General features: G+C 36.2%; 19 protein-coding genes, 1 pseudogene and 1 other annotated feature. Of the genes and pseudogenes, 14 read left to right on the top strand and 6 right to left on the bottom strand.

The genetic code is table 11. The annotated features are described in order from the left end of the window. The first annotated feature begins 27 nt into the window (after positions 1–27). The 3 genes and pseudogenes from EJK17_RS06400 to EJK17_RS06390 all read left to right on the top strand — a co-directional run bounded on the left by EJK17_RS06400 (position 28) and on the right by EJK17_RS06390 (position 2719). Positions 28–841: pseudogene (locus tag EJK17_RS06400) on the top strand (aldo/keto reductase family protein). A gap of 40 nt (positions 842–881) precedes the next feature. Then, the gene (locus EJK17_RS06395) at positions 882–1691 is read left to right on the top strand and encodes a Cof-type HAD-IIB family hydrolase (protein ID WP_103661916.1); all 810 of its coding nucleotides are present in this window, start codon (positions 882–884) and stop codon (positions 1689–1691) included. A gap of 62 nt (positions 1692–1753) precedes the next feature. Continuing rightward, positions 1754–2719, top strand: a complete 966-nt coding sequence (locus EJK17_RS06390; RefSeq protein WP_103661917.1) for an NAD(P)-dependent oxidoreductase — start codon at positions 1754–1756, stop codon at positions 2717–2719. A 70-nt stretch (positions 2720–2789) separates the two neighbouring features. Here EJK17_RS06390 and EJK17_RS06385 read toward each other — a convergent pair whose 3' ends face one another. The 5 genes from EJK17_RS06385 to EJK17_RS06365 all read right to left on the bottom strand — a co-directional run bounded on the left by EJK17_RS06385 (position 2790) and on the right by EJK17_RS06365 (position 6791). Continuing rightward, positions 2790–3128: a hypothetical protein gene (locus tag EJK17_RS06385; RefSeq protein WP_127796289.1), complete on the bottom strand. Its 339-nt coding sequence runs from the start codon at positions 3126–3128 to the stop codon at positions 2790–2792. Then, a complete protein-coding gene (locus EJK17_RS06380) occupies positions 3082–3864 on the bottom strand; it encodes a hypothetical protein (protein WP_103661919.1) in 783 nt (260 codons plus the stop codon). Before EJK17_RS06380 ends, EJK17_RS06385 begins: the two co-directional genes overlap by 47 nt. 452 nt (positions 3865–4316) lie before the next feature. Further along, positions 4317–4742, bottom strand: coding sequence for a MarR family winged helix-turn-helix transcriptional regulator (locus EJK17_RS06375; RefSeq protein ID WP_103661920.1), 426 nt, complete (start codon positions 4740–4742; stop codon positions 4317–4319). Positions 4743–4744: 2 nt separating this feature from the next. Beyond that, positions 4745–6151 (bottom strand): APC family permease, encoded by a 1407-nt coding sequence (locus tag EJK17_RS06370; protein ID WP_103661921.1) that lies wholly within the window; start codon positions 6149–6151, stop codon positions 4745–4747. Between the two features lie 28 nt (positions 6152–6179). Next, positions 6180–6791 carry a DedA family protein gene (locus tag EJK17_RS06365; protein WP_103661922.1) on the bottom strand — a complete coding sequence of 204 codons (612 nt, stop codon included), beginning with the start codon at positions 6789–6791 and terminating at the stop codon, positions 6180–6182. Between the two features lie 145 nt (positions 6792–6936). Between EJK17_RS06365 and uvrC the strand changes: the two genes are divergently transcribed. From uvrC to EJK17_RS06325, 8 genes are all read left to right on the top strand, one after another. Next, positions 6937–8739 carry an excinuclease ABC subunit UvrC gene (gene uvrC, locus EJK17_RS06360; RefSeq protein ID WP_103661923.1) on the top strand — a complete coding sequence of 601 codons (1803 nt, stop codon included), beginning with the start codon at positions 6937–6939 and terminating at the stop codon, positions 8737–8739. Positions 8740–8811: 72 nt separating this feature from the next. After that, positions 8812–10116: a GTPase ObgE gene (gene obgE, locus EJK17_RS06355; protein ID WP_103662551.1), complete on the top strand. Its 1305-nt coding sequence runs from the start codon at positions 8812–8814 to the stop codon at positions 10114–10116. A 43-nt stretch (positions 10117–10159) separates the two neighbouring features. Beyond that, positions 10160–12088 (top strand): acyltransferase family protein, encoded by a 1929-nt coding sequence (locus tag EJK17_RS06350; protein ID WP_127796288.1) that lies wholly within the window; start codon positions 10160–10162, stop codon positions 12086–12088. A 12-nt stretch (positions 12089–12100) separates the two neighbouring features. After that, positions 12101–13039: a ribonuclease Z gene (gene rnz / locus EJK17_RS06345; RefSeq protein ID WP_103662553.1), complete on the top strand. Its 939-nt coding sequence runs from the start codon at positions 12101–12103 to the stop codon at positions 13037–13039. Beyond that, positions 13036–13830: an SDR family NAD(P)-dependent oxidoreductase gene (locus EJK17_RS06340; RefSeq protein WP_103662554.1), complete on the top strand. Its 795-nt coding sequence runs from the start codon at positions 13036–13038 to the stop codon at positions 13828–13830. Before rnz ends, EJK17_RS06340 begins: the two co-directional genes overlap by 4 nt. A gap of 7 nt (positions 13831–13837) precedes the next feature. Continuing rightward, positions 13838–14062 (top strand): lipopolysaccharide assembly protein LapA domain-containing protein, encoded by a 225-nt coding sequence (locus tag EJK17_RS06335; RefSeq protein WP_103662555.1) that lies wholly within the window; start codon positions 13838–13840, stop codon positions 14060–14062. A 112-nt stretch (positions 14063–14174) separates the two neighbouring features. After that, positions 14175–14363: a 50S ribosomal protein L32 gene (rpmF, locus tag EJK17_RS06330; RefSeq protein WP_103662556.1), complete on the top strand. Its 189-nt coding sequence runs from the start codon at positions 14175–14177 to the stop codon at positions 14361–14363. A gap of 57 nt (positions 14364–14420) precedes the next feature. Then, complete coding sequence (locus EJK17_RS06325; RefSeq protein ID WP_103662557.1) at positions 14421–15977, top strand: bifunctional metallophosphatase/5'-nucleotidase; 1557 nt, start codon at positions 14421–14423, stop codon at positions 15975–15977. Between the two features lie 26 nt (positions 15978–16003). On the opposite strand, the gene EJK17_RS06320 is transcribed toward EJK17_RS06325, so the two are convergent. Further along, positions 16004–16576: a histidine phosphatase family protein gene (locus EJK17_RS06320; RefSeq protein ID WP_103662558.1), complete on the bottom strand. Its 573-nt coding sequence runs from the start codon at positions 16574–16576 to the stop codon at positions 16004–16006. A gap of 129 nt (positions 16577–16705) precedes the next feature. Then, positions 16706–16951: a binding site (T-box leader), on the top strand. A 69-nt stretch (positions 16952–17020) separates the two neighbouring features. Between EJK17_RS06320 and brnQ the strand changes: the two genes are divergently transcribed. From brnQ to EJK17_RS06305, 3 genes are all read left to right on the top strand, one after another. After that, positions 17021–18403, top strand: a complete 1383-nt coding sequence (gene brnQ / locus EJK17_RS06315; RefSeq protein ID WP_103662559.1) for a branched-chain amino acid transport system II carrier protein — start codon at positions 17021–17023, stop codon at positions 18401–18403. Positions 18404–18528: 125 nt separating this feature from the next. Further along, entirely contained in the window at positions 18529–21267 is a 2739-nt protein-coding gene (gene ppc, locus EJK17_RS06310) for a phosphoenolpyruvate carboxylase (protein ID WP_103662560.1), read from the top strand. A 106-nt stretch (positions 21268–21373) separates the two neighbouring features. After that, the coding region (locus EJK17_RS06305; protein ID WP_246011974.1) for a transposase at positions 21374–21934 on the top strand (561 nt) is incomplete at its 3' end.

Raw genomic sequence — 21934 nt, 5'->3', positions numbered from 1 at the left:
ACATTTCAAAAATGCGAGGTGACGTTTATGTATTCAGATTCAGTGCTAACTTTAAATAATGAAGTCGAGATTCCACGGGTTCAAATGGGAACTTGGTTAATTAATAACGACAATGTAAAAAAAGTAGTTCAGCGAGCTATTTCAGTAGATTATCGCGGTTTTGATACTGCAAAAGATTATGGTAATGAATTAGGTGTTGGTAAGGGAATTTGGAATGCCGATGTGGAACGCAGCGACATTTTTCTAACGACAAAGATTCCTACAGCAGTTAAGGATTACAATGGTACTGTTAAAGCGATTGATGACGCATTAGACAGATTTAGTCTTGATTATATACTTATTGTTGATTCATTCTCCTCAGCCTTGGATTGAAGTAAATCGGGTTGAAGATCGACATTTTGAAGGTAATCTCGAGAATTGGCGTGCGATGGAAGAAGCAGTTAAGGCTGGTAAAGTTAGAGCGATTGGAGTTTCTAACTTTTTAATCGAAGATGTAAATAATATTCTAGAAAACGGTACGATTAAACCAGCGGTGAATCAGATTGGTGTTAATATTGGTAATACTCCTGAAGAATTAATTAAGTATTGTCAAAGTAAAGACATTATCATTGAAGCTTATTCTCCATTAGCTCATGGCCGTCTATTTGATAATGAAACATTAAAAAAATACGCTAAGAAATATCAAGTTTCAGTAGCGCAATTGATGCTTCGTTATGATTGCCAATTAGGTTGCGTAGTTTTACCTAAGACTGATATCCTGGACGAAATGAAAGAGAATCGCCAATTAGATTTTGAAATTAGCGATGAAGATATGAAGAAACTTAAACAACTTAAGTTTTAAGCATCATCAACCACGATGATGTTTTTTTATGGGAAAAATAATGAAAGAAATAAAACTGATTGCAATTGATATTGATGGAACTTTAGTAAATTCCAAAAAGGAAATAACAACTGAAGTTAAGAATAGTATTTTACGAGCTCAACAAGGTGGTAAAAAGATAGTAATTTGTACTGGTAGACCACTTTCAGGTGCACAACAATATTTGGATGAATTAGGCTTAAATAATCAAGCTGATCAATATGTGGTGAGCTTTAATGGGGCTGTTGTTGAATCGACTCAAGGGGATGTTTTATTTAAAAAAGGACTTGAGTACGCTGATTATGTTGATTTAGACGCAATTGCCAGAAAATTGAAGTTGCATTTTCATGCAGTTGGCCTGGATCGACTTTACACGGCTAATCGTGATTTGGGCCATTATACGATTTATAATTCAAGAATTGTTAAGTTGGAAGTTTCTTATCGAACCCCTGAAGAGATGCAACAAATTCCGATCATTAAATGCATGTATATTGATGATCCTGATTATTTAGACGAAAAGATTAAAGATCCTTTGTTTAAGACTGTTGCAGATCAAGTTACTTTTTCTAAAACAGAGCCCTTCTACTATGAAGCTACAGCAAAAGGCGTCGACAAGGGGAGTGGCTTGAAAGTATTATGTGATTATTTGAAGATTAATCCTGAAAATGTCATGGCTCTGGGCGACGAAGCTAATGATCTGGCAATGATTAAATTTGCTGGTCTAGGTGTAGCAATGGGTAATGCCGTAGCAGTTACGAAGGAAAATGCCGATCTAATTACAGCTGACTGTGATCATAATGGGGTAGCCCAAGCAATTGACAAGATATTATGATTTTGTGATCAAAAATAGTATACTTCATATGATAAGAGTATATTTGATAAGAAGGAATTTATATGAATAAAGCAAAAATTCTAATACTAGGTGGCTTAAGAGAAGACGCTTTGGCTGATTTAAAGGAAAAATGTGATGTTACTGTTGGACCAGTAGGACATCGGATGGAAGATGACCGAGAATGGGTAATTGATCACATTGGTGATTATGAAGGCTTAATTGTTGCCAAAATGCCAATTGATCATACCATTTTAGATCATGCTAAGAACTTAAAGATTATTTCTACTTATGGTGTTGGTTTTGACCGAATCGATCTTGACTATGCTAAAGAAAAAGGCATTGTAGTCACTAATTGTCCAGTTAGTGTTGCTAGACCAACTGCTGAATTAGCTTTGGCTATGATCTTAGCCTGTGCTCGTCGGTTGCACTTTTATGATCATACAATGCGTGAAGGTGTCTTTTTAAACATGAATGAATATGATAACCAAGGCTATACCATTGAAGGCAAGACTTTGGGAATTTTAGGCATGGGTAAAATTGGTCAAATGGTTGCCAAGTTTGGACAAATGCTTGGGATGAAAGTTATTTACCACAATCGTTCACAAGTTTCTGCTGAAATCGAAAAAGATCTTGGCGCTGAATATGTTGATTTACCAACATTGCTTAAAGAAAGTGATTATTTAACTTTGCATGCTCCCGCAACAGATGAAACTAAACAGGTTATCGATGCTGCAGCCTTAAAGCAAATGAAAGAAACGGCTTGTTTAATTAATGTTGCTCGTGGATCATTAGTTGAACAAACAGCCTTAGTTCAAGCTTTAAAGAGTGGTGAAATTGCAGGCGCAGGTTTAGATGTCTTTGAGGATGAAACTGAACCAGACGAGCGGTTGACAGCTTTAGATAATGTAATTATGACTCCACACGTTGGCGCAGCAACGCATAAAGCTCGCTTTGATTTAACTAAAGAAGCAGCTAAGAATATTAGTTCATATTTAGTTGATGGCAAGATTTTAAATCAAGTTAAATAAGATCAAGTATATAAAAAGTGATGAGATACCTTTTTTTAAAGATATCTCATCACTTTTTTTGTTAATTTGTTTAATTATTATTTTTTACTTGTGGTTTAAACAAGTAGTAAAGTATCCCAATCAATAAAATTATGATCCCGATTGCTAGGACCCAACTTCCTGGGCCAAAGCTATGATAGTTTACTAACATGAAAATTAAAGCTCCGATGAAGGTAATAATGATTCCACTTCTTAAAATAAGTTGCAAACGATGATTATCCTTTTCAGCTAAATTTCTCTCAGCTAAAAGCATGATTAACATCATTGCTGGGAATGGCAACAAACAGACATCAACGTGTAAAATTCTAAAAATGAAGCCATAGTTACCAAGAGGGGGTAGTTGCCACATCAAAATTGTATAAGTCGGCACGATATTCTTCTAAAAAGCCTAGTCCACCAACTGCAAGTAAAATACAACACATAGCGGTGAAAATACCGCGAACCGTATAACGATTACTTTTACTTAATTCGTGACCAGCGACATGTTTGCCAAAAGCTGCAGCACCGGTAGTTAAGATACCACCGATGAAGACAAAAACGCCAATGACAAAGTCACCTAAATCAACCCCAGCAACACTATGTCCTCTAGGTTCAAAAATTCCTTTTTCAGTGAAGAGGTGAGGAATTTGAACACCTGACCCGCCAAGACCTGAAATTACGTAAATTAAAAGCATAGAAATAATCCCGATGATAATTAACCATTCACCCCAGAGTCTTACTTTGGCTGCATTGTTAGTGAGGTGCTCACCATATTTGTAATTGGTGATTGATAACAGCAAGCAGAGAACAGAAACGACCATCATGTCTGAGTGAGTGCGAAGCAGGTTATCTTGCCATTCTGCTAGAGTATAGCCAACTGCATGAGCATACCTGCCCAAGATCGGTGGATTGTCGCCAAAATCCATAATATAACCTACTCGATCACCAAAAAGTCCAACAATTGTTGCCGAAAGGGTAGCTAGTAAACCTAACCAATAAGCAATATTTTTGCGATAATTTACTTTTTTTACCATGAAGATAATAAAACCGATTAACATGGTAATTAAAATTACATCGAGGGCAAACATACTTAGAATTTGATACCACAAGGTAATTTTGTACTTCATGGAACGGTTGATGGCCCCGCCGGTGACGCCGATTAATACACAAACAATTGTTGCGTAGAAAATAATTTTCTTGATTATTTGTTTTAGTCTAAAGGTTTAGCTAACCATTAGGCAGGTAATTCCAGCAAAGCCAACAGTTAATCCGTGTAAGTAAAAAATACGAGAATAGTTTAAATTTGTCCCTCTAGCAGTATAAAAAGCAAAAGGACTGGAAACAAAGACCCAGCCAAAAAGGGCATATAACAGCATAATTCCAATTAGACATTTAATAATAAATGTCCAAGAGTACTTACCCAGTCTTAAAGACTCGGTATCTTTTTTTCTTTCATTTGATATTTTTCTCCAAAGGTAGTACGGCCTCGGACAAAAATATCATAACGCGTCTTTAGAAAAAGTCAATAGCAGATAAAAAAAGTGGCGAGAAGATTCATCTTCTCACCACTTTTTAAAACCTAATCAAGGTTTTTGGCTAGCAGTTGCTGTAATTCAGACATAATTTGAATTAACTTGTTAAATTTAGATTTACCAAGTTGCTGACTAGCATTTTTTTCTGCCAGATTAATTTGGTCGATAATTGGCTTAACAAACTCTTTTCCAGCTGGAGTTAAACTAATAATTTTTTTGCGTCGATCGGTTGTTGAACTAGCAAAAGAAATTAAGCCCTTTTTGACTAATTTGTTATTGGTAGAGTTCAATGTTTGCTTAGGCAAACTCCATTTATTCCCAATAATCGATGGAGAACAAGGTCCCAAGGTAGCAATATGATAAAGTACATGTAATTCATTTAAAGTTAACTTATTAGCCTGTGCTAAGATAGCATAATTATGAGAAATCTTAGCCATCAAGACTGCTAGATCATCGAATTGATTTTGACTCATTGTTAGTCCTTACCAAAAGTAGAATTGTTCTTTTCGATTAAGCTATGACGATAGCCATAAGATAGGTAAATGACGATTCCAATTAATAACCAGATACCAGCCATGATATAAACATCTTTGTTTAATTGGCACATCATAAAAATACAGAATAAACCTGAAATAATTGGGATAACAGGATAGCCAGGTACTTTAAAGCCGTTATTTGGAATATCAGTCCGCTTTCTAAGTAGTAAGATTCCAAAGGAAACTAAGGTGAAGGCAAATAAGGTACCAAAGCTAACTAAGTTAGTTAATTGATCAACTGAGAAGAAGGCAGCGCCTAATGCGATAATAACAGTCACTGCAAAAAGGGCAATTTGAGGGGAATTATGTTTTTTGTCTAATTTACTGAAATGGTGGGGTAAAAGACCATCTCGAGCCATTGCGTAAATTAAGCGAGAGCTAGAATAAATCATGGTTAACATCATTGTAGCCATTCCGACCATTGCTCCTAAAGAAAGTAGTTCAGCAATCCAATCTTGGTGAACGTATTGCAATGCAAAAGCTACTGGATTAGCAACATTTAAATCTTTGTAGTTGACCATGCCTGTTAAGACAATAGAAACACCCATATAAAGAACAACGGCAACCGCTAGAGTGCTAATAATTCCTAATTGCATATTCTTTTGTGGCTTTTTAACTTCAGCGGCTGATGCGGAAACTACATCAAAACCAAGAAAGGCAAAGAAGACAGTAGTCGCACCTTTGATTACCCCAGAGAGATGATAGGGCATGAAGGGATGATAATTTGCCGGTTTGATGAAGTTTAAGCCAACAACAATAAAAATCAAAATAATTGCAATCTTAATAATTACCGCTAAGTTGTTAATTTTGATTGAACTTTTAATTCCGCGAGCTAATAGTAAAGCAATTAAGACAATCACCACAACTGCGACCAGATCGAAATAAACCCCATGCTGCGGATCAAATGGGCCAGACAATGATTTCGGTAATTTAAGACCGAAAGGTTCAATAAATGAATTAAAGTAAGATGACCAACCGGCGGCTACTGTAGCTACAGCCAGCATATATTCAAGTATTAAAGCCCAACCCATTAACCAACCGATAAATTCGCCATAAATGATATTACCGTATGAATAAGCAGAACCGGCGACAGGAATTGATGAGGCAAACTCTGCATAGCACATTCCGGCTAATACGCAGATGCAAGCAGCAATTAAAAATGAAAAACTGACACCTGGTCCTGCTGTTAAAGCGGCAACCGTTCCTGGCAGGATAAAAATTCCAGTACCAATTACAGCTCCAACACCCATGGCAATTAGATCAAAGGCAGATAAAGTTTTACTAAATTTAATGTCCTCATTTAAATAGGATTTAATTCCTGGTTTTCTGAAGAGATTAATTTCCAATCGCTTCCACTCCTTTTAATAGTTTTCATTATTCTTTAATTCTACTCTTATACCAACGATATACGCAATAGCAAATTGCAATAAGTAGAATAACTGAGACAATCAATGAGTATTCCTCAAAAATAGTGACGATAACTTCCCATTTGCTACCCATGTATGCGCCAAGGACGATTAATACTGTATTCCAAATCAGACTTCCTAAAGTTGTTAAAATCAAAAATTTAAGCATTTTAACTTTGGCAATTCCGGCGGGAATAGAAATTAAGCTGCGGATTACTGGAATAAACCGCCCAAAAAAGATCGCCTTGATTCCGTGACGATCAAACCAAGCAATCGAGCGATTAACGTCATTTGCTTTAAAGCCTAGGCGTTTGAATAACTTGTGGCTAAAAATTTTTTCTAAGCGCTCTTCATTTAAAATTCTTCCAAACCCATATAAAGCCAAAGCGCCAATTAAGGCTCCAATAGTTGAAGCAATAATTAAACCGCCAATGTTCATTTTAGTGGAAGAAGTCATAAAGCCACCAAAGCACAAAATAACTTCTGAAGGAATAGGAGGAAAAATATTCTCAATAGCAATTAAAAAAATGACGGCGAGATAGCCAAATTGATCAATTGATGAATAAATCCAATCTGTCATATTAAGCTCCTTAATACTAGTTATTACTTACTTAATATATCAAAAAAGATTTAACAAATATCGAATTTTTAATAAAGAAGCGTCGATTAAAGAAAAAATTAATAAATATGTTAAAATTTAACGTGCGAATTTAGGAAGTGATTTTTTGGAAACTGAATTAATCGAAAACAAATTAAAACTTTTACCTGAAAAACCAGGTTGCTATTTAATGAAAGATATTAACGGTTCCGTCATTTATGTCGGCAAGTCAAAAAACTTAAAGAATCGTGTTCGTTCTTACTTCAAGAGTAAGCAGGTAGGGCGACGGGCAGAATTAGTTGCAAATATTCGTGATTATGACATTATCACTGTTTCAACTGATAAAGAAGCCTTTTTGCTCGAAATTACTTTAATTAAAAAATATCAACCATATTACAATGTTCAACTCAAGCAGGGAACAGGTTATCCATATATTGAAATTACCCATGAACATGATCCCCAAACCAAATTAACTAGTATTGTGCGCAAGGATAATGGTTATTATTTTGGACCATATCCTAACGTTTATGCAGCACAAGCGACATTAAAATTTATCCAAAAAGTATTTCCTTTGAGACGTTGTAAAGGATATCAGGGTCGACCATGTCTTTACTATCATATGGGGCAATGCTTAGGGGCTTGTTTTCAAGAAGTGCCACAAAAAAAATATGATGAACAAATCAAGAAAATTAAGAGTTTTTTGAATGGTGATATTGGCTGGGTTAAGCAGGATTTAACGCAAAAAATGAGTCAAGCTGCGGCACAATTAGAATTTGAACGGGCTGGCGAATATCGTGATCAATTGAAATACATTGAAGAGACGGTTGAAAAGCAAAAAATCATCTCAAATGATAATACTCAACGTGATATTTTTAACTTTTACGTTGATAAGTCATGGCTCTCAGTGCAAATCTTTTTCTTACGCCAAGCTAAACTTTTGCGTCGGGAAACTAGAATGTTTCCGTTAACTGATGAAAATGATCCAGAGGATGAATTTGCTTCATTTATTGTGCAATTTTATGGTCAGAAAAATCACGTTTTACCAAAAGAAGTTTTAGTACCAATAGGCATTGATAATCAAGCTTTATCTGAAGTTTTACATGTGCCAGTCAGAACTCCGCAACGCGGACAAAAAAAGGCCTTGCTAGAAATGGCGAAAGACAATGCCAAGTTGAAACTTGATGACAAATTTAGACTCTTAGAATTAGGAAATCGGAAGACTAAAGGAGCGCAAAAAGAAATTTTTGATGCTTTAGGCTTACCTTATGGCCATGTGATTGAAAGTTTTGACCACTCTCATATTCAAGGAGCTGATCCCGTGTCTGCGCTAGTCGTCTTTAAAGATGGAGAAGCAGATAAAACATCCTATCGCAAATACAAATTAAAGGGTGAAGTTGAGCACCAAAATGGTGGTGACGAAGTGCGTAACACGCGTGAAGTTGTGCGCAGAAGATATGGTCGTTTATTGCGCGAACATAAGAAAATGCCTGATTTAATTTTGATGGATGGTGGACAAATCCAAGTTGAGGCGTGTGAAGATGTCCTAAGAAATGAATTGAATCTTAATATTCCAGTTGCCGGAATGGTTAAAGATGATAAACACCGTACCAATCACCTTTTATTTGGAGATCCAATTAACGGAATTCCTTTAAAGTTAATTCCGTTAAATCCTAAATCACAAGGTTTTTATTTGATGACGCGAATTCAGGATGAGGTCCACCGCTTTGCCATCACTTTTCACCGAAGAACTCATGCTAAGAATGCCTTGTCTAGTAGATTAGATTCCATCAAGGGTATTGGACCGAAAAGTCGGAATAAACTTTTACGGCAATTTGGTTCATTGAAAAAGATCAAAGAAGCTTCCGTTGATCAATTAAGAGAAGCTGGCTTGACATTGACCCAAGCACAGGCAGTAAAATTAAGTTTATAAGAAGAAAAGTACTGATTAAATCAAGTTTTTGTAGTATGATACTAGAGTTAGAGAAGATGGGGAGGTTTACACATGCCAACATTTGTTGATCAAACTAAAATTGAAGTTCAAGCCGGAAAAGGCGGCGATGGTATGGTAGCTTTCCGCCATGAAAAATTTGTCCCAAATGGTGGACCCGCCGGAGGCGATGGCGGTCGTGGCGGTAGCATTATTTTTGTCGCTGATAGTGGCTTAAGAACTTTGATGGATTTCCGTTATCGGCGTAAGTTTAAAGCTGATAGTGGTGAAAATGGGCGCATTAAATCACAATATGGTCGTGCAGCTAAAGACCTATATTTAAAAGTTCCAGTTGGAACGACTGTTTATGATTTTAATACCAATGAAATGATTGGTGATTTGACCAAGAATGGTCAAGAACTAGTTGTTGCTAAAGGTGGTCGTGGTGGTAGAGGAAACATTCACTTTGCTACTAGTGTCAATACTGCCCCAGAAATTGCTGAAAATGGTGAACCCGGTGAAGATCGAGTTTTACGTTTGGAATTAAAAATGTTGGCTGATGTTGGTTTAGTTGGTTTTCCTTCAGTTGGGAAGTCAACACTGTTATCAGTAGTAACTAAAGCTAAGCCAAAGATTGCTGCTTATTCATTTACGACTTTAACCCCTAATTTAGGGATGGTAATTTTACCAGATGGTCGTGACTTCTCCATGGCTGATTTACCAGGCTTAATTGAAGGTGCAAGCCAGGGTGTAGGTTTAGGAATTCAATTTTTGCGGCATATTGAACGAACCAAAGTAATCTTACATTTAGTTTCAATGGATCCTAATAATGGGCGTGAAGCCATTGAAGACTACAAGACCATCCGGCATGAATTAGCTAGTTATACTAAGGACTTGTCAACTAAGCGCGAATTGATTGTTGCTACACAAATGGATATCCCTGGTTCTGAAGAAAAATTAGCTGAGTTTAAAAAAGCATTAGCTGCTGAAAAGATTGAAGAACCAGTTTATGCGATTTCCAGTGTAACTCATCAAGGCGTTGATAAGTTGATGCAAGATACAGCTAACTTAGTTGACGAAGTTGAAGCACAACAAGCTGAAGCTGTTCCAGAAGAGACAGTAGCTGTTAAAGAATATAAGTACAAAGCACCCAAGGCTGATCAATTTACTGTTGAAAAGGTTGATGACCATTACTTTGTCATTAAAGGTGAAGGTTTGGAACGCTTGGTTCAAAGAATTAACCTTGATCACCAAGACGGAGTAATGCTTTTAGCGAGAAAGTTAAAGAACCTCGGGGTTGATGAGGCTTTACGGCAAAAAGGTGCTGTTGACGGCGACGATGTTGCCATAGGTGATTTCAACTTTGAATTTGTGCAATAATTGATAAATTTGATAGCAGATTAGAATTTAAGAATGAGAAAGCATGAAAAAGAATCAATTTATTACAGGATATTCTGGAATTAGAGCATTAGCAGTTATTGGGGTTATACTTTATCACCTTGATCCTAATACTTTTATCGGCGGTTATCTTGGAGTGCCGATTTTTTTGCTTCTTTCAGGATATTTAGTAACTGATCATATGTTGCGTTCCTATCAAGCAACAGGTCATTATAATAATCGTCATTTTTATTTAAGCCGGTTAAAGCGCCTTTATCCTCAGCTCATTACAGTTTTATGGGTTTCGGCGGCATGGATCGTTTTATTTCAGCAGAATTTATTGGCAAAATTGAATCAAATTGTGATCACTAATTTACTTAGTGTTTATAATTTCTGGCAAATTGCCAATGGACAATCGTATTTTGAACGTTTTGCGGCGAATGAATCGCCGTTTATCCATTTATGGACGATGTCAATTGAAGGGCAATTTTATATATTATGGCCACTAGTGATTTTTTTACTATTTAGATTTGTAAAGAGTCGTAAAAAGATTTTTGGGATATTGCTCATTCTTTCGTTGGCCTCCGCACTTGAAATGGCGCTACTATATCGTCCTAATATTGATATTAATCGGATTTATTATGGTACTGATACTCGCTTCTTCTCATTAGGTTTGGGTGCTGCATTGGCTGTTATTTGGCCAATTGAGGATTTAAAAGAAAAGATTGATTTTAAAGATACCTTGATTCTAGATGGTATTGGGCTAGCTGCCTTTTTAGGTATGATTGGGATGTTCTTTAGTAAGAAGATGAACCCACAAGAGGCCTTTACCTATCAAGGTGGGATGTTCTTATTCTCAGTTATTACTGCTATTTTAATTGCAATTATTGCTCATCCGGGTAGTCATTGGAATCGGCTGTTAACTAATCCAGTCTTTAGTTGGATTGGGTCCCGCAGTTATGGAATCTATTTATATCAATTCCCAATTATGATCTTTTTTGAGGATAAGTTTACTAATGTGGGTGAGCACCCAACTTTGTATCATATCATTGAAGTAATCCTTATCTTAATAACAGGAGAAGTCTCTTATCGGTTGATTGAAAAGCCCTTTGCCCAAGTTACTTTTGCTAAAGTTAAAAATTATTGCACGCAACTATTTATGCCAAAGAGCAATAATTACGTCAAACAAATCCAAGCAGGACTGGCTGTCTTTATCCTAGTAATCGGTAGTGTTGGAATTGCTATTTCGCCTAAGGTAAAAGTTGAGGATTTTAATAAGTCACAATTAGCAGAAAGAATTAATACTAATCGTAAAAAACAAGAAAAAGATAATCGGGATATCATTGCTAAACTAAAGAAAGATAAAAAGAAAAAACAGGACCAGTTGGAAGATAGTCACGCTTTAAAAGAAGCACGGAGAAATGCTAAAAAGCATCCAATTAATCAATCGTTTGAAAAATATGGTATTTCTCAGATTGATCTAGAATTAGCACGTAACTTAGAAGTGACAGCTATTGGAGATTCGGTTATGGCAGGATCGAGTGATGATATAAAGCGTTTGATGCCAAAGGCAATTATTGATGCAGCTGTTTCCAGACAATTAAATGTTGCATTTGGATTAATTACTAGTTATCAGAATCAAGGAGCTTTGGCAGATAATGTCTTAATTGGCTTGGGCACGAATGGTCCATTTTCAATGGACGATTTGGATCGCTTAATGAAACAAGTTGGCCCTAAGCGCCATGTCTTTTGGATCAATACACATGTGCCAACTAGACAGTGGCAAGGACAGGTTAATGACTTGCTAACTCAAGCGGCAAAACGGTATCATAATCTTACAGTCATAAATTGGTATGAGTATTCAAAGAGACATTCAAATTGGTTCTATCAAGACCAAACGCACCCTAATGTTACCGGTTCTAAGTATTACAGTGCATTTATAGTGAAAAAGATAGTAGAACATTCAAAATTTTAGAATAGGAATTTCATGGAATTACAATTTTTAGGTACAGGAGCAGGACAGCCGTCTAAGCAGCGAAACGTCGCTAGTTTAGCGTTAAAGTTATTAGATGAATTAAATGAAATTTGGCTGTTTGATGTGGGGGAAGCAACCCAGCATCAAATTTTAAAGACCAATATTCGATTGCGTAAAGTAACCAAGGTTTTTATTTCCCATAACCATGGTGATCATATTTTTGGTTTACCAGGATTATTGGCGACACGTTCTTTTCAGGGAGATGTTGGTCCGTTAACGATTTATGGACCAGCAGGAATTGAACAATTTGTGAAGACGGCCTTACGCGTTTCACGGACTAAGGTTTCATATCCGATTAACTTTGTCGAATTAACCGAAGGTGGAATTATTTGCGAGGAGAAAGGCTTTAAAGTCTATACTGATAAGTTAGATCACCGTGTACCTAGTTTTGGTTTTAGAATTGTTGAAAATTCTCGGCCAGGTGAACTATTGATGGATAAATTGGCCAAATTTAATATTCCTAATGGACCGTTATTAGGAAAATTAAAAGCAGGTCAGCAGATAGTTCTGCAAGATGGTACAATGATTGATGGTAAAGAGTATTTAGGGCCTGCAAGACCAGGAAAAATTGTAACCATTATTTATGATACTCGCTCAACTCCAAGTATTGCTGAACTGGCTAAAAATGCAGATGTTTTAGTTCATGAATCAACTTTTGCTGGTAATGAAGCTAAGTTAGCTCATGCTTACTACCATTCAACTTGTGTTGAAGCAGCAGAGGTGGCGCGCGATAATGGAGTTAAGCAATTATGTTTGGATCATATTTCAGCTCGTTATTTAGGAAGCAAGGCTAAACGTTTAGAGAAGCAGGCAAAAAAAGTTTTCCCTAATACTAAGTTAGTAAATGATTTTGACCAAATTATAATTCCAATGAAAGGAACAGAAAAATGAGTGATTCATTGAGAAATAAAGTTGTTGTTATAACTGGAGCTTCTAGTGGTATTGGACGTGCCATTGCTTTGGAAAGCGCAGGACGCGGAGCTACTGTAATTTTAATTGCTCGTAGCGAAGATAAATTAAATGATATTGCGGCTGAAGCTAAAGAACTCTCAGGGGCAGATGCTTTTGTTTTCCCAACTGATATGGGCAAGGCAGATGAAATTGAAGCCACTTTTAAGAAGATTGTTTCTTCTGTCAAGCATATTGACTATTTAGTAAATTGTGCTGGGTTTGGTAAATTTGAAAACTTCATGGACAGTGACATGCAAGATGCTACTAATATGTTCCAAGTTAATGTTCTGGGATTAATGTACTTTACTCGTTTAGTCGGTCGGGTAATGATTGAAGAGAAGACTGGACAAATTGTTAACTTCGGTTCAATTGCTGGTAAAGTGCCAACAACTAAATCAGCTGCATATAGTGCATCTAAATCAGCAGTTATTCAATTCTCGAATGTTCTACGCTTAGAATTGAAGCCTTTTGGTGTTAAGGTCATGACGGTTAACCCAGGTCCTGTTTACACTAACTTCTTTAATATTGCTGATAAGAGTGGCAATTACGTCAAAAATGTTCAAGAATTCATGCTGGATCCTGACGATGTTGCTTGGCAAGTTGTTCATTACTTTGGTAGCAATAAGCGAGAATTGAATTTACCAATTAGTTTGGCAGTTGCGGCTAAGTTGTATAATTTATTCCCAGCTCTTGGAGATAAGATTTCATTAGAATTTGCTTCAAGAAAGTAGGATAGGAATGAATACAGATAAGCGGCGTCAGCTTAATTTAATTATTGGGCTGATTATTGCCTTAGTAGCAGTAATTTTTGTGGTTTTAAATACTAATCCAGTTGCGATTAACTTTGGCTTCTTTAAAGTAAAATTGCCTTTAATTGTCGTTTTAGTAGTAATGGTAATTGTTGGAGTTTTACTAGGTTGGTTTTGGAATGAAGATCACCAAATTAATAAAAAGAAGAAGTAATGAGCTTGATTTATCGTTAATTCAATAGTATCATTGAACCATGTGAGTAATTCATAGTTACTTTTTAGTGATTATGAAAACTTAAAGACTACAATAAAGGAGATCAAATCAAATGGCAGTTCCTGCAAGACATACTTCTAAACAAAAGAAACGTTCACGTCGTGGTCATATTAAGTTGAGTGTTCCAGCAATGCACTATGATGCAACTACTGGTGAATACCGTTTAAGCCACCGTGTTTCACCTAAGGGTTACTACAAGGGTCGTCAAGTTGTTAACGAAAACAACAACGGCAATAACTAATTAAAAGGCACCGGCATTCAGGTGTCTTTTTTTATACCTAATTTTGGAAGGAAAAAGATGAAACTAGTTTTTTTACATTCAAGTGATACTCATGGCTTTTTATTACCGACAGATTATCAAGATAAAAATGACTGTGATGCACCATTTAGTTTAAGTCGGGTAAGCTCAGTTATTAAGGCTGAAAGAGAAAAATATGGTGCCGATCACGTCGTCGTGACGGATAGCGGCGATTGCTTGCAAGGATCACCATTGGCTTCATATGCTCATTCAACGGGCGATTACGCTGATTTGGCTATTTTTACTGAGGCTTATAACAAGGTGGGATATGATGCGCGCTGCTTAGGTAATCATGATTTTAATTTTGGGTTAGACTATTTGACTTATTACATTGATAATAATCGTGCCCCAATGATCAATGATAACGTGCTTGATGAAGAAACTAATGTCCCAGCGTTTGGAAGAGAGTACACCATTATTGAAAAGAATGGGGTTAAAATTGGAATTTTAGGAATTACAACGCAATATATTCCTCATTGGGAGCCTAAAGAAAATATTGCTGGTTTAAAGTTCGTTTCGGCTTTTGAGCGAATTAAACATTATGCTAAAATTTTGCGTCCGCAAGTCGATGTCTTAGCTGTGATGTACCATGGTGGTTTTGAAAGTGATCCAGTGTCTGGAAAAGCAACTGAACCTCATCGTGGTGAAAATGAAGGCTATAAGATCTTAACTGAAATTCCTGAAATCGACGTCTTTTTAACAGGCCACCAACATCGTCGTTTAAATGTAGTTACGCGTGATACAGCTATTGTTCAACCAGGGTATCGTGGTGAAGCTGTTGCAAAAGTGATCTTAGAGATTGATGATCAAACCAAGAAGATCAAAAAGATGTCTACTGAATTGATTGATACTAAAAACTATGAGCCAGATCCAGAGATTGTTGACATAGTTAAACCACTAGATGAACGGACACAAAAATGGCTAGATCGACCATTAGCTAAATTGAGTGAACCAGCTCCAATTGAGAATGCTATGAAAGGCAGAATCGAGGGAGCACCATTTATTAATTTGCTTCAGCAAATGCAGTTATGGTTCACTAAGGCCGATATTTCAGCAACTGCGGTAATGAGTGAAAAGGCCAAAGGATTTGGTAAAGAAGTAACCATGCGGGATGTTTTACTAAACTATCCATATGCCAACCAACTTTGCCGAGTAAAATTAACAGGCAAACAATTGCGACATATTATTGAACATAGCGCTGGTTTTTTGAAGAAGAATTCAGATGGCACTATTAGTTTTATTGATCGCTGGATTAAACCTAAGCCAATGCTTTATCATTTTGATGTGTTCTATCCAGTCGAATATGAGGCTGATTTATCTAAGCCTGAAGGTCAAAGACTAACTAAATTAACTTTGCACGGCAAGCCAATTAAAGATGATCAGATTTATCATTTGGCAGTGAACAACTATCGAGCAATGGGGGGCGGTTTTTATCCGGAATATAGCATGGATAAGATTGAATTCACGCTTGATAAAGATTATGTTCAAATGTTTACTGAGTATTTGACTCATGCTGATGTGAAAGTAGATACTAAGAAAAATTATCGCTTTTATTAAATAAAAAAGACGCCATTGGCGTCTTTTTAATTGGGATTGATAATTTGATTAAGTGAAAAATGTTGATTTGAATAAGTTAAATCAATAATTGCACAATTACCTAAGCGGTGTGTCAATAATTCTTGAGGATCAGTTTGAATAGCAGTCAAGAAATTAAAACAAGCGCCGGCATGAGAAACTACTAGGACATTATCATTTTCTCGTGCTGTGATCATTATCTTGGTTAGTGCCTGCAGCATGCGTGTTTGAACTTGATTTTGACTTTCACCAGCATATTGTACAAAAAAGTCACCATAGGGTGGCTTGGGGTTTAGCCGTTCATCTTGTCCTTCAAAGGAGCCAAAATAACATTCTTTTAAACCTTTTAAACGGTGATAGGAAAGGGTGTGATTGGTTACAATTTCGAGAGTATCGCTCGCTCTTTCAGAAGTTGAACAGTAAGCTGCATCAAAATGAATGTTTTTATCTAAAAAATACTGTCTAGCAGCTTGAGCTTGTTTGATTCCACTTTCAGTTAAGGGTGAATCGCACCATCCTTGAATTTTGTGCCAAAGATTGAAATAGGTTTCACCATGACGCATTAAATATAATTTACTCATTTTTATACTCGTTTCTAATTGGATACAACTTAAGCATAAACTAAAATTAACTCGAAAGCGAATTAATTATAAAAAGATGTTGACATTAATAATAAATAGATTAAAATACTTATTAGCAATTTAATTAATCTGAAAGCAAAGAGAAAGAAGAGTAATCTAATTTGAATTTACAGCGAGTCTCGTTAGGTGTGAGGAGATAAAGGTAAAATTAGGTGAAAATCACTTTCGAGTTCTGTTTCTTAATTTTAGTAAGAAATAGTGGGAGCACCCATTATAGTGCCTACGTATCGTTGAATTTGTTCAACTGCACGTGAAAGGTATTGCTAGTAATAGCAATATAAACAAAGGGTGGTACCACGCTAAAGCGTCCCTCAATCAAAGTTATTTTGGTTGAGGGGCTTTTTTTGTGATCAGATAATTCTTAATTCTCAGGAGGAGTTTTCGATGAAAAATTTATCCAAATCTCAAAAATTGACTTGGAAGCAATATTTAGTCGTTGCTTCATTACTATTTGGTTTGTTCTTTGGAGCCGGCAACTTGATTTTCCCACTTCATTTAGGACAACTTGCTGGTGCCAATTGGGGTACTGCCGCAGTTGGTTTTCTGATCACTGGTGTGCTACTACCTTTACTATCGGTGTTAGCTGTAGCAATTACTCGTTCAGAAGGGGTTTATGATATTGGGAAACCGCTAGGTGCAGGATTTGCAGTAGTTTTCATGGTTTTAATTCATGCCACGATTGGGCCCTTGTTTGGTACTCCACGAACAGCAACTGTTTCTTTCACAGTTGGGGTTGCACCATTCATCCCTAAAGATCAACAGACGGCGGCTTTGTTTATCTTTTCGGCAGTCTTCTTCTTGTTAGCATTTGCTTTTTCCTATCATGAAAACAATATCTTATCCAATGTTGGTAAGGTTCTCAATCCATTATTTCTAGCATTATTATTCTTAGTTTTTATTGTTGCCTTTCTTAATCCTCTAGGTAATCCGCAAACTGCCGCTGTTACTGCTGCTTACAAGCATTCAGCTTTAGTAAATGGATTTCTTGAAGGTTACAACACGATGGATGCCTTGGCAGGTTTAGCCTTTGGTGTTACTGTTGTTACCGCTGTTCGGTCAATGGGCCAAAAGGATCCTAAGAGTGTTTCAAAGGTGGTTGCTAAATCTGGTGTAGTAGCCATGGGAGCCGTTGGTTTAATCTATTTACTTTTGATCTTAATGGGTGCGATGTCATTGGGACGCTTTAAAGTTTCTGATAACGGTGGTGTTGCCTTTAATCAAATTGTTAATGAATATGGTGGCCTCTTTGGTCAAGCATTATTAGCATTCTTATTAACTGTTACTTGTTTAACTACTGCTGTTGGCTTAGTAGCTGCGTTTGCGCAAGACTTCCACAAGCATTTTCCTAAAGTTAGCTATCATACTTGGCTTGCTCTTAGTTGTTTAGCATCTTTCTTAGCTGCTAACTTTGGTTTGGATCAGATCATTTCTTGGTCAACTCCAATGCTCATGTTCTTGTACCCATTATCAATGGTCTTAATCTTATTATCTGTCTTTTCACCATTGTTCAATAAAGATGGAGTAGTCTACTTCTTTGTCATCTTGTTTACGGTCCTTCCTGCATTAGGTGATATGGTCATTGCCTTTCCGAGTGTAGTTAGTCAAAGTCAATTTGGTTTATGGGTAGCTTCAGTGAGAAGTACTTTGCCACTTGCAAGTATGGGTTTATCCTGGCTTGTACCTGCTTTAGTAGGGTTGGTAATTGGATTAGTTGGTCATTTGATGAAGAAGAAAAGATTGGTAACTACTAATGAAGAGTTAGATTAATTAAAAAATTAGTAACTGATAAACACCTAGTCTGTTTGACTTGGGTGTTTTTTAATACTTTTTTATGCTATTTTTTGAATATTTTATGGTATCTTATTCCTAGCAAATAAGAAAGGAATTTCAACATGACTGTTAAAAAATTAGAAAATAGCAGCGATGTGAAAGTAGTAGCAGAAGAAGTAAAAATCTTAACTAACTTACTGAATGAATCGACTGAACAATTAGTTGGTAAAGAACTTTTTGGAAAAATCGAGCAACTAATTCAAATTTCTGCTAAACAAGACTATCAGGAACTTGAAAAGCAAATTGCTGATTTAGACAATCAAGAAATGATCGTAGTAGCGCGCTACTTTGCAACATTACCACTGTTAATTAATATTTCTGAAGATGTAGAATTAGCCAGCAAAGTTAATGTCTTAAATAATACTGAGCAAGATTACTTAGGTAAATTGGAAGATACGATTAATGTTGTTGCGCAAAAGAGCAATGCTAAAGAAATCTTGGATCATGTAAATGTCGTACCTGTGTTAACTGCGCACCCGACTCAGGTCCAAAGAAAAACTGTGCTTGAAATAACTGATAGAGTTCATAACCTTTTACGTAGTTATCGTGAAGTCAAGAATGGTACTATTAATCGGCAAGAGTGGACTGAGCAATTACGTGCATCAATTGAAATTCTGATGCAAACAGATATTATTCGAAGCGAAAAACTGAAAGTTTCTAACGAAATTACTAATGTTCTAGCTTATTATCCTAAGGCTTTAATTCCAGCAATCACTAAATTTACCAGTCGCTACAAGAAATTGGCACAAAAACATGGCTTAGATGTAAGTGATGCAACCCCGATTACGATGGGGATGTGGATTGGCGGCGATCGTGATGGTAATCCATACGTAACGGCTGAAACCTTACGATTAAGTGCAACTCTTCAAAGTCAAGTTATCTTTGAGTATTATATTAAGCAAATAAACCAACTTTATCGTGCAATTTCACTTTCAACTTCATATATGAAGCCTTCCCATGAAGTAATGCATTTGTCAGAACTTTCAAATGATGATTCTCCATTTAGAACTAATGAACCATATCGAAGAGCTTTCTATTATATTGAAAGTCGTTTGGTGAAAACTGAACGAGACTTAGTGGGGATTACTAATCAAAATAGCTTTTTGAAAGAGAAAGATTTAAAACATTTAGATCAAATTCCTTCCTATAATAATGCTCAAGAATTTAAAGCAGATTTAGAAATTATCAAAGATTCTTTAGAAGAGAATCGTGATCAAGCAGTTGTTAAGAGTTACTTTACTGAAATTTTAGAAGCAATTGATGTCTTTGGCTTTTATTTAGCAACAATTGATATGCGGCAAGATTCTAGTGTAAATGAAGCATGTGTTGCAGAGTTACTGAAAAGTGCTGAAATTTGTGATCATTATAGTGATTTAAGTGAAGAAGAAAAGGTATCATTATTACTCAAAGAATTAAAAAATGATCCACGGTGTTTACATGTTAATAATCAGCCAAAGTCTGAATTACTAGAAAAAGAATTAAAAATCTATCAAACCGCACGTGAATTAAAAGATCGTTTAGGTGAAGATGTAATCAAGCAACATATTATTTCACACACTGAAAGTGTTTCTGATATGTTGGAACAAGCGGTAATGCTCAAAGAATACGATTTGCTAGACAAGCAAAAAGCACGTATCCAAGTTGTACCATTGTTTGAAACGGTAGAGGATTTGAATAATTCAAGAGAAATTATCAAAGAATACTTAGACTTGGATATTGTCAAGAATTGGCTCGATTCGCAAAATCATTACCAAGAAATTATGCTCGGTTACTCTGATTCTAATAAAGATGGTGGTTATTTAGCTTCAAATTGGAATCTTTACAAGGCACAAAAAGATTTAACAGCCATTGGTGAAGATCGTGGGGTTAAGATTACCTTCATGCATGGCCGCGGTGGTACTGTTGGTCGTGGTGGTGGTCCATCTTACGAAGCAATTACGGCTCAACCTTTTAAGTCAATTAATGATCGCATTCGCATGACCGAACAAGGTGAAATTATTCAAAACAAATATGGTAATAGAGATACAGCATACTACAATTTAGAAATGTTAGTTTCAGCTACGATCGATCGGATTGATTCTAAGCAAATTGTTAGTGAAGACCATATTGCCGAATTTCGTTCATCCATGGATGAGATCGTTAAAGAAAGCAACCGAATTTATAAGAAACTGGTCTTTGAAAATCCTAATTTTCTTTCTTATTTCTTACAAGCAACTCCAATTAAGGAAATTTCTAATTTAAATATTGGCTCTCGTCCAGCCTCAAGAAAGAAACTTTCCGATTTTTCTAGTTTAAGAGCTATTCCATGGGTCTTCTCTTGGTCTCAAAGTCGAGTAATGTTCCCAGGATGGTTTGGTGTAGGTTCAGCATTCAAACACTTTATTGATGCAGATCCTAACAACTTGAAAGAGTTACAACAGATGTATCAAGGCTGGCCATTCTTCCATGCATTGATGTCTAATGTTGATATGGTTTTATCAAAATCAAACATGGAAATTGCCAAGCAATATGCAGATTTGTGTCAAGATGAACAAGCAGAGTCTGTCTTTGAAATCATCAATCAGGAATGGCAGTTAACTAAAGAAGTCATTTTGCAAATTGAAGGCCATCAAAAGTTGCTTAGTGACGCCCCAACTTTGCAAACTAGCTTAGCTGCAAGAATGCCATACTTTAATATCCTAAATTACGTTCAATTAGAAATGATTAAACGTGATCGTCAAGATGAAGTACATGGTGTTTATGAAAGCATTATTCCAATTACTATCAATGGGGTAGCTGCTGGTTTACGTAATTCGGGTTAGAATTAAATACTTTATTTATGAGAGACTCCCAATTTGATACAATCCCACTAAAGTGGACGATTGAAATACATAAAGTATTCAATTATTCACGAAGGTGGGATTTTTTATGCCTAGAAAAAGTAAGTATTCATTTAAACAGAAGAAATGGGCCGTTGAACAGTACTTGAATGGTTATGTGAGTGCTGTTGAAATAGCTACACAACTTGATATGCCAATTAAAAGTGGATATATCCAGATTAGCAGCTGGGCTCATCAGTATCAAAGCAATCATGAAGCTTTTCTTAGTAACGCAAAGCATAATGCGCATTACTCTAAAGAATTCAAAGAAAAAGTTGTGCAGGAATACTTAAATGGCAATACCTCATTGTCTTCTTTAGCTAACAAGTATGGCATTAGAAGTCACGAAACAGTAAGAAGATGGGTTTCTAAGTATAATAGTCATATAGACAATCGGAACTATGAGCCCTATCCGGAGGTTTATATGACTAAAGCGAGAAGAAAAACCACTCAGCCAGAAAGGATGTGCTTGCCGGGCAACCAAAAATATAGACAAACAGCAATAAGAAAACGCTGGAAAATAGAAACATATCAATTAATCCATGATTGTCATCAAAAGTACAATTGGAAGATTGATCTCATGTGTCGCTGGGCTAAAATAGCTCGCTCA

This window comes from Lactobacillus xujianguonis (assembly GCF_004009905.1).
In the GTDB taxonomy this organism is placed as follows: Bacteria; Bacillota; Bacilli; order Lactobacillales; family Lactobacillaceae; genus Lactobacillus; species Lactobacillus xujianguonis.
Note: the sequence above shows the minus strand (reverse complement) of the source record. Positions and strands in the feature narration are given on the sequence as shown.

What these genes read in the sequence shown, in the direction of transcription:
- EJK17_RS06390 (WP_103661917.1), top strand. Translation starts at nt 1,754, where the DNA reads ATGAATAAAGCAAAAATTCTAATACTAGGTGGCTTAAGAGAAGACGCT.
- rpmF (WP_103662556.1), top strand. Translation starts at nt 14,175, where the DNA reads ATGGCAGTTCCTGCAAGACATACTTCTAAACAAAAGAAACGTTCACGT.
- obgE (WP_103662551.1), top strand. Translation starts at nt 8,812, where the DNA reads ATGCCAACATTTGTTGATCAAACTAAAATTGAAGTTCAAGCCGGAAAA.
- EJK17_RS06325 (WP_103662557.1), top strand. Translation starts at nt 14,421, where the DNA reads ATGAAACTAGTTTTTTTACATTCAAGTGATACTCATGGCTTTTTATTA.
- ppc (WP_103662560.1), top strand. Translation starts at nt 18,529, where the DNA reads ATGACTGTTAAAAAATTAGAAAATAGCAGCGATGTGAAAGTAGTAGCA.
- EJK17_RS06375 (WP_103661920.1), bottom strand. Translation starts at nt 4,742, where the DNA reads ATGAGTCAAAATCAATTCGATGATCTAGCAGTCTTGATGGCTAAGATT.
- EJK17_RS06335 (WP_103662555.1), top strand. Translation starts at nt 13,838, where the DNA reads ATGAATACAGATAAGCGGCGTCAGCTTAATTTAATTATTGGGCTGATT.
- EJK17_RS06350 (WP_127796288.1), top strand. Translation starts at nt 10,160, where the DNA reads ATGAAAAAGAATCAATTTATTACAGGATATTCTGGAATTAGAGCATTA.
- brnQ (WP_103662559.1), top strand. Translation starts at nt 17,021, where the DNA reads ATGAAAAATTTATCCAAATCTCAAAAATTGACTTGGAAGCAATATTTA.
- EJK17_RS06380 (WP_103661919.1), bottom strand. Translation starts at nt 3,864, where the DNA reads ATGAAGTACAAAATTACCTTGTGGTATCAAATTCTAAGTATGTTTGCC.
- EJK17_RS06395 (WP_103661916.1), top strand. Translation starts at nt 882, where the DNA reads ATGAAAGAAATAAAACTGATTGCAATTGATATTGATGGAACTTTAGTA.
- EJK17_RS06365 (WP_103661922.1), bottom strand. Translation starts at nt 6,791, where the DNA reads ATGACAGATTGGATTTATTCATCAATTGATCAATTTGGCTATCTCGCC.
- rnz (WP_103662553.1), top strand. Translation starts at nt 12,101, where the DNA reads ATGGAATTACAATTTTTAGGTACAGGAGCAGGACAGCCGTCTAAGCAG.
- EJK17_RS06320 (WP_103662558.1), bottom strand. Translation starts at nt 16,576, where the DNA reads ATGAGTAAATTATATTTAATGCGTCATGGTGAAACCTATTTCAATCTT.
- EJK17_RS06340 (WP_103662554.1), top strand. Translation starts at nt 13,036, where the DNA reads ATGAGTGATTCATTGAGAAATAAAGTTGTTGTTATAACTGGAGCTTCT.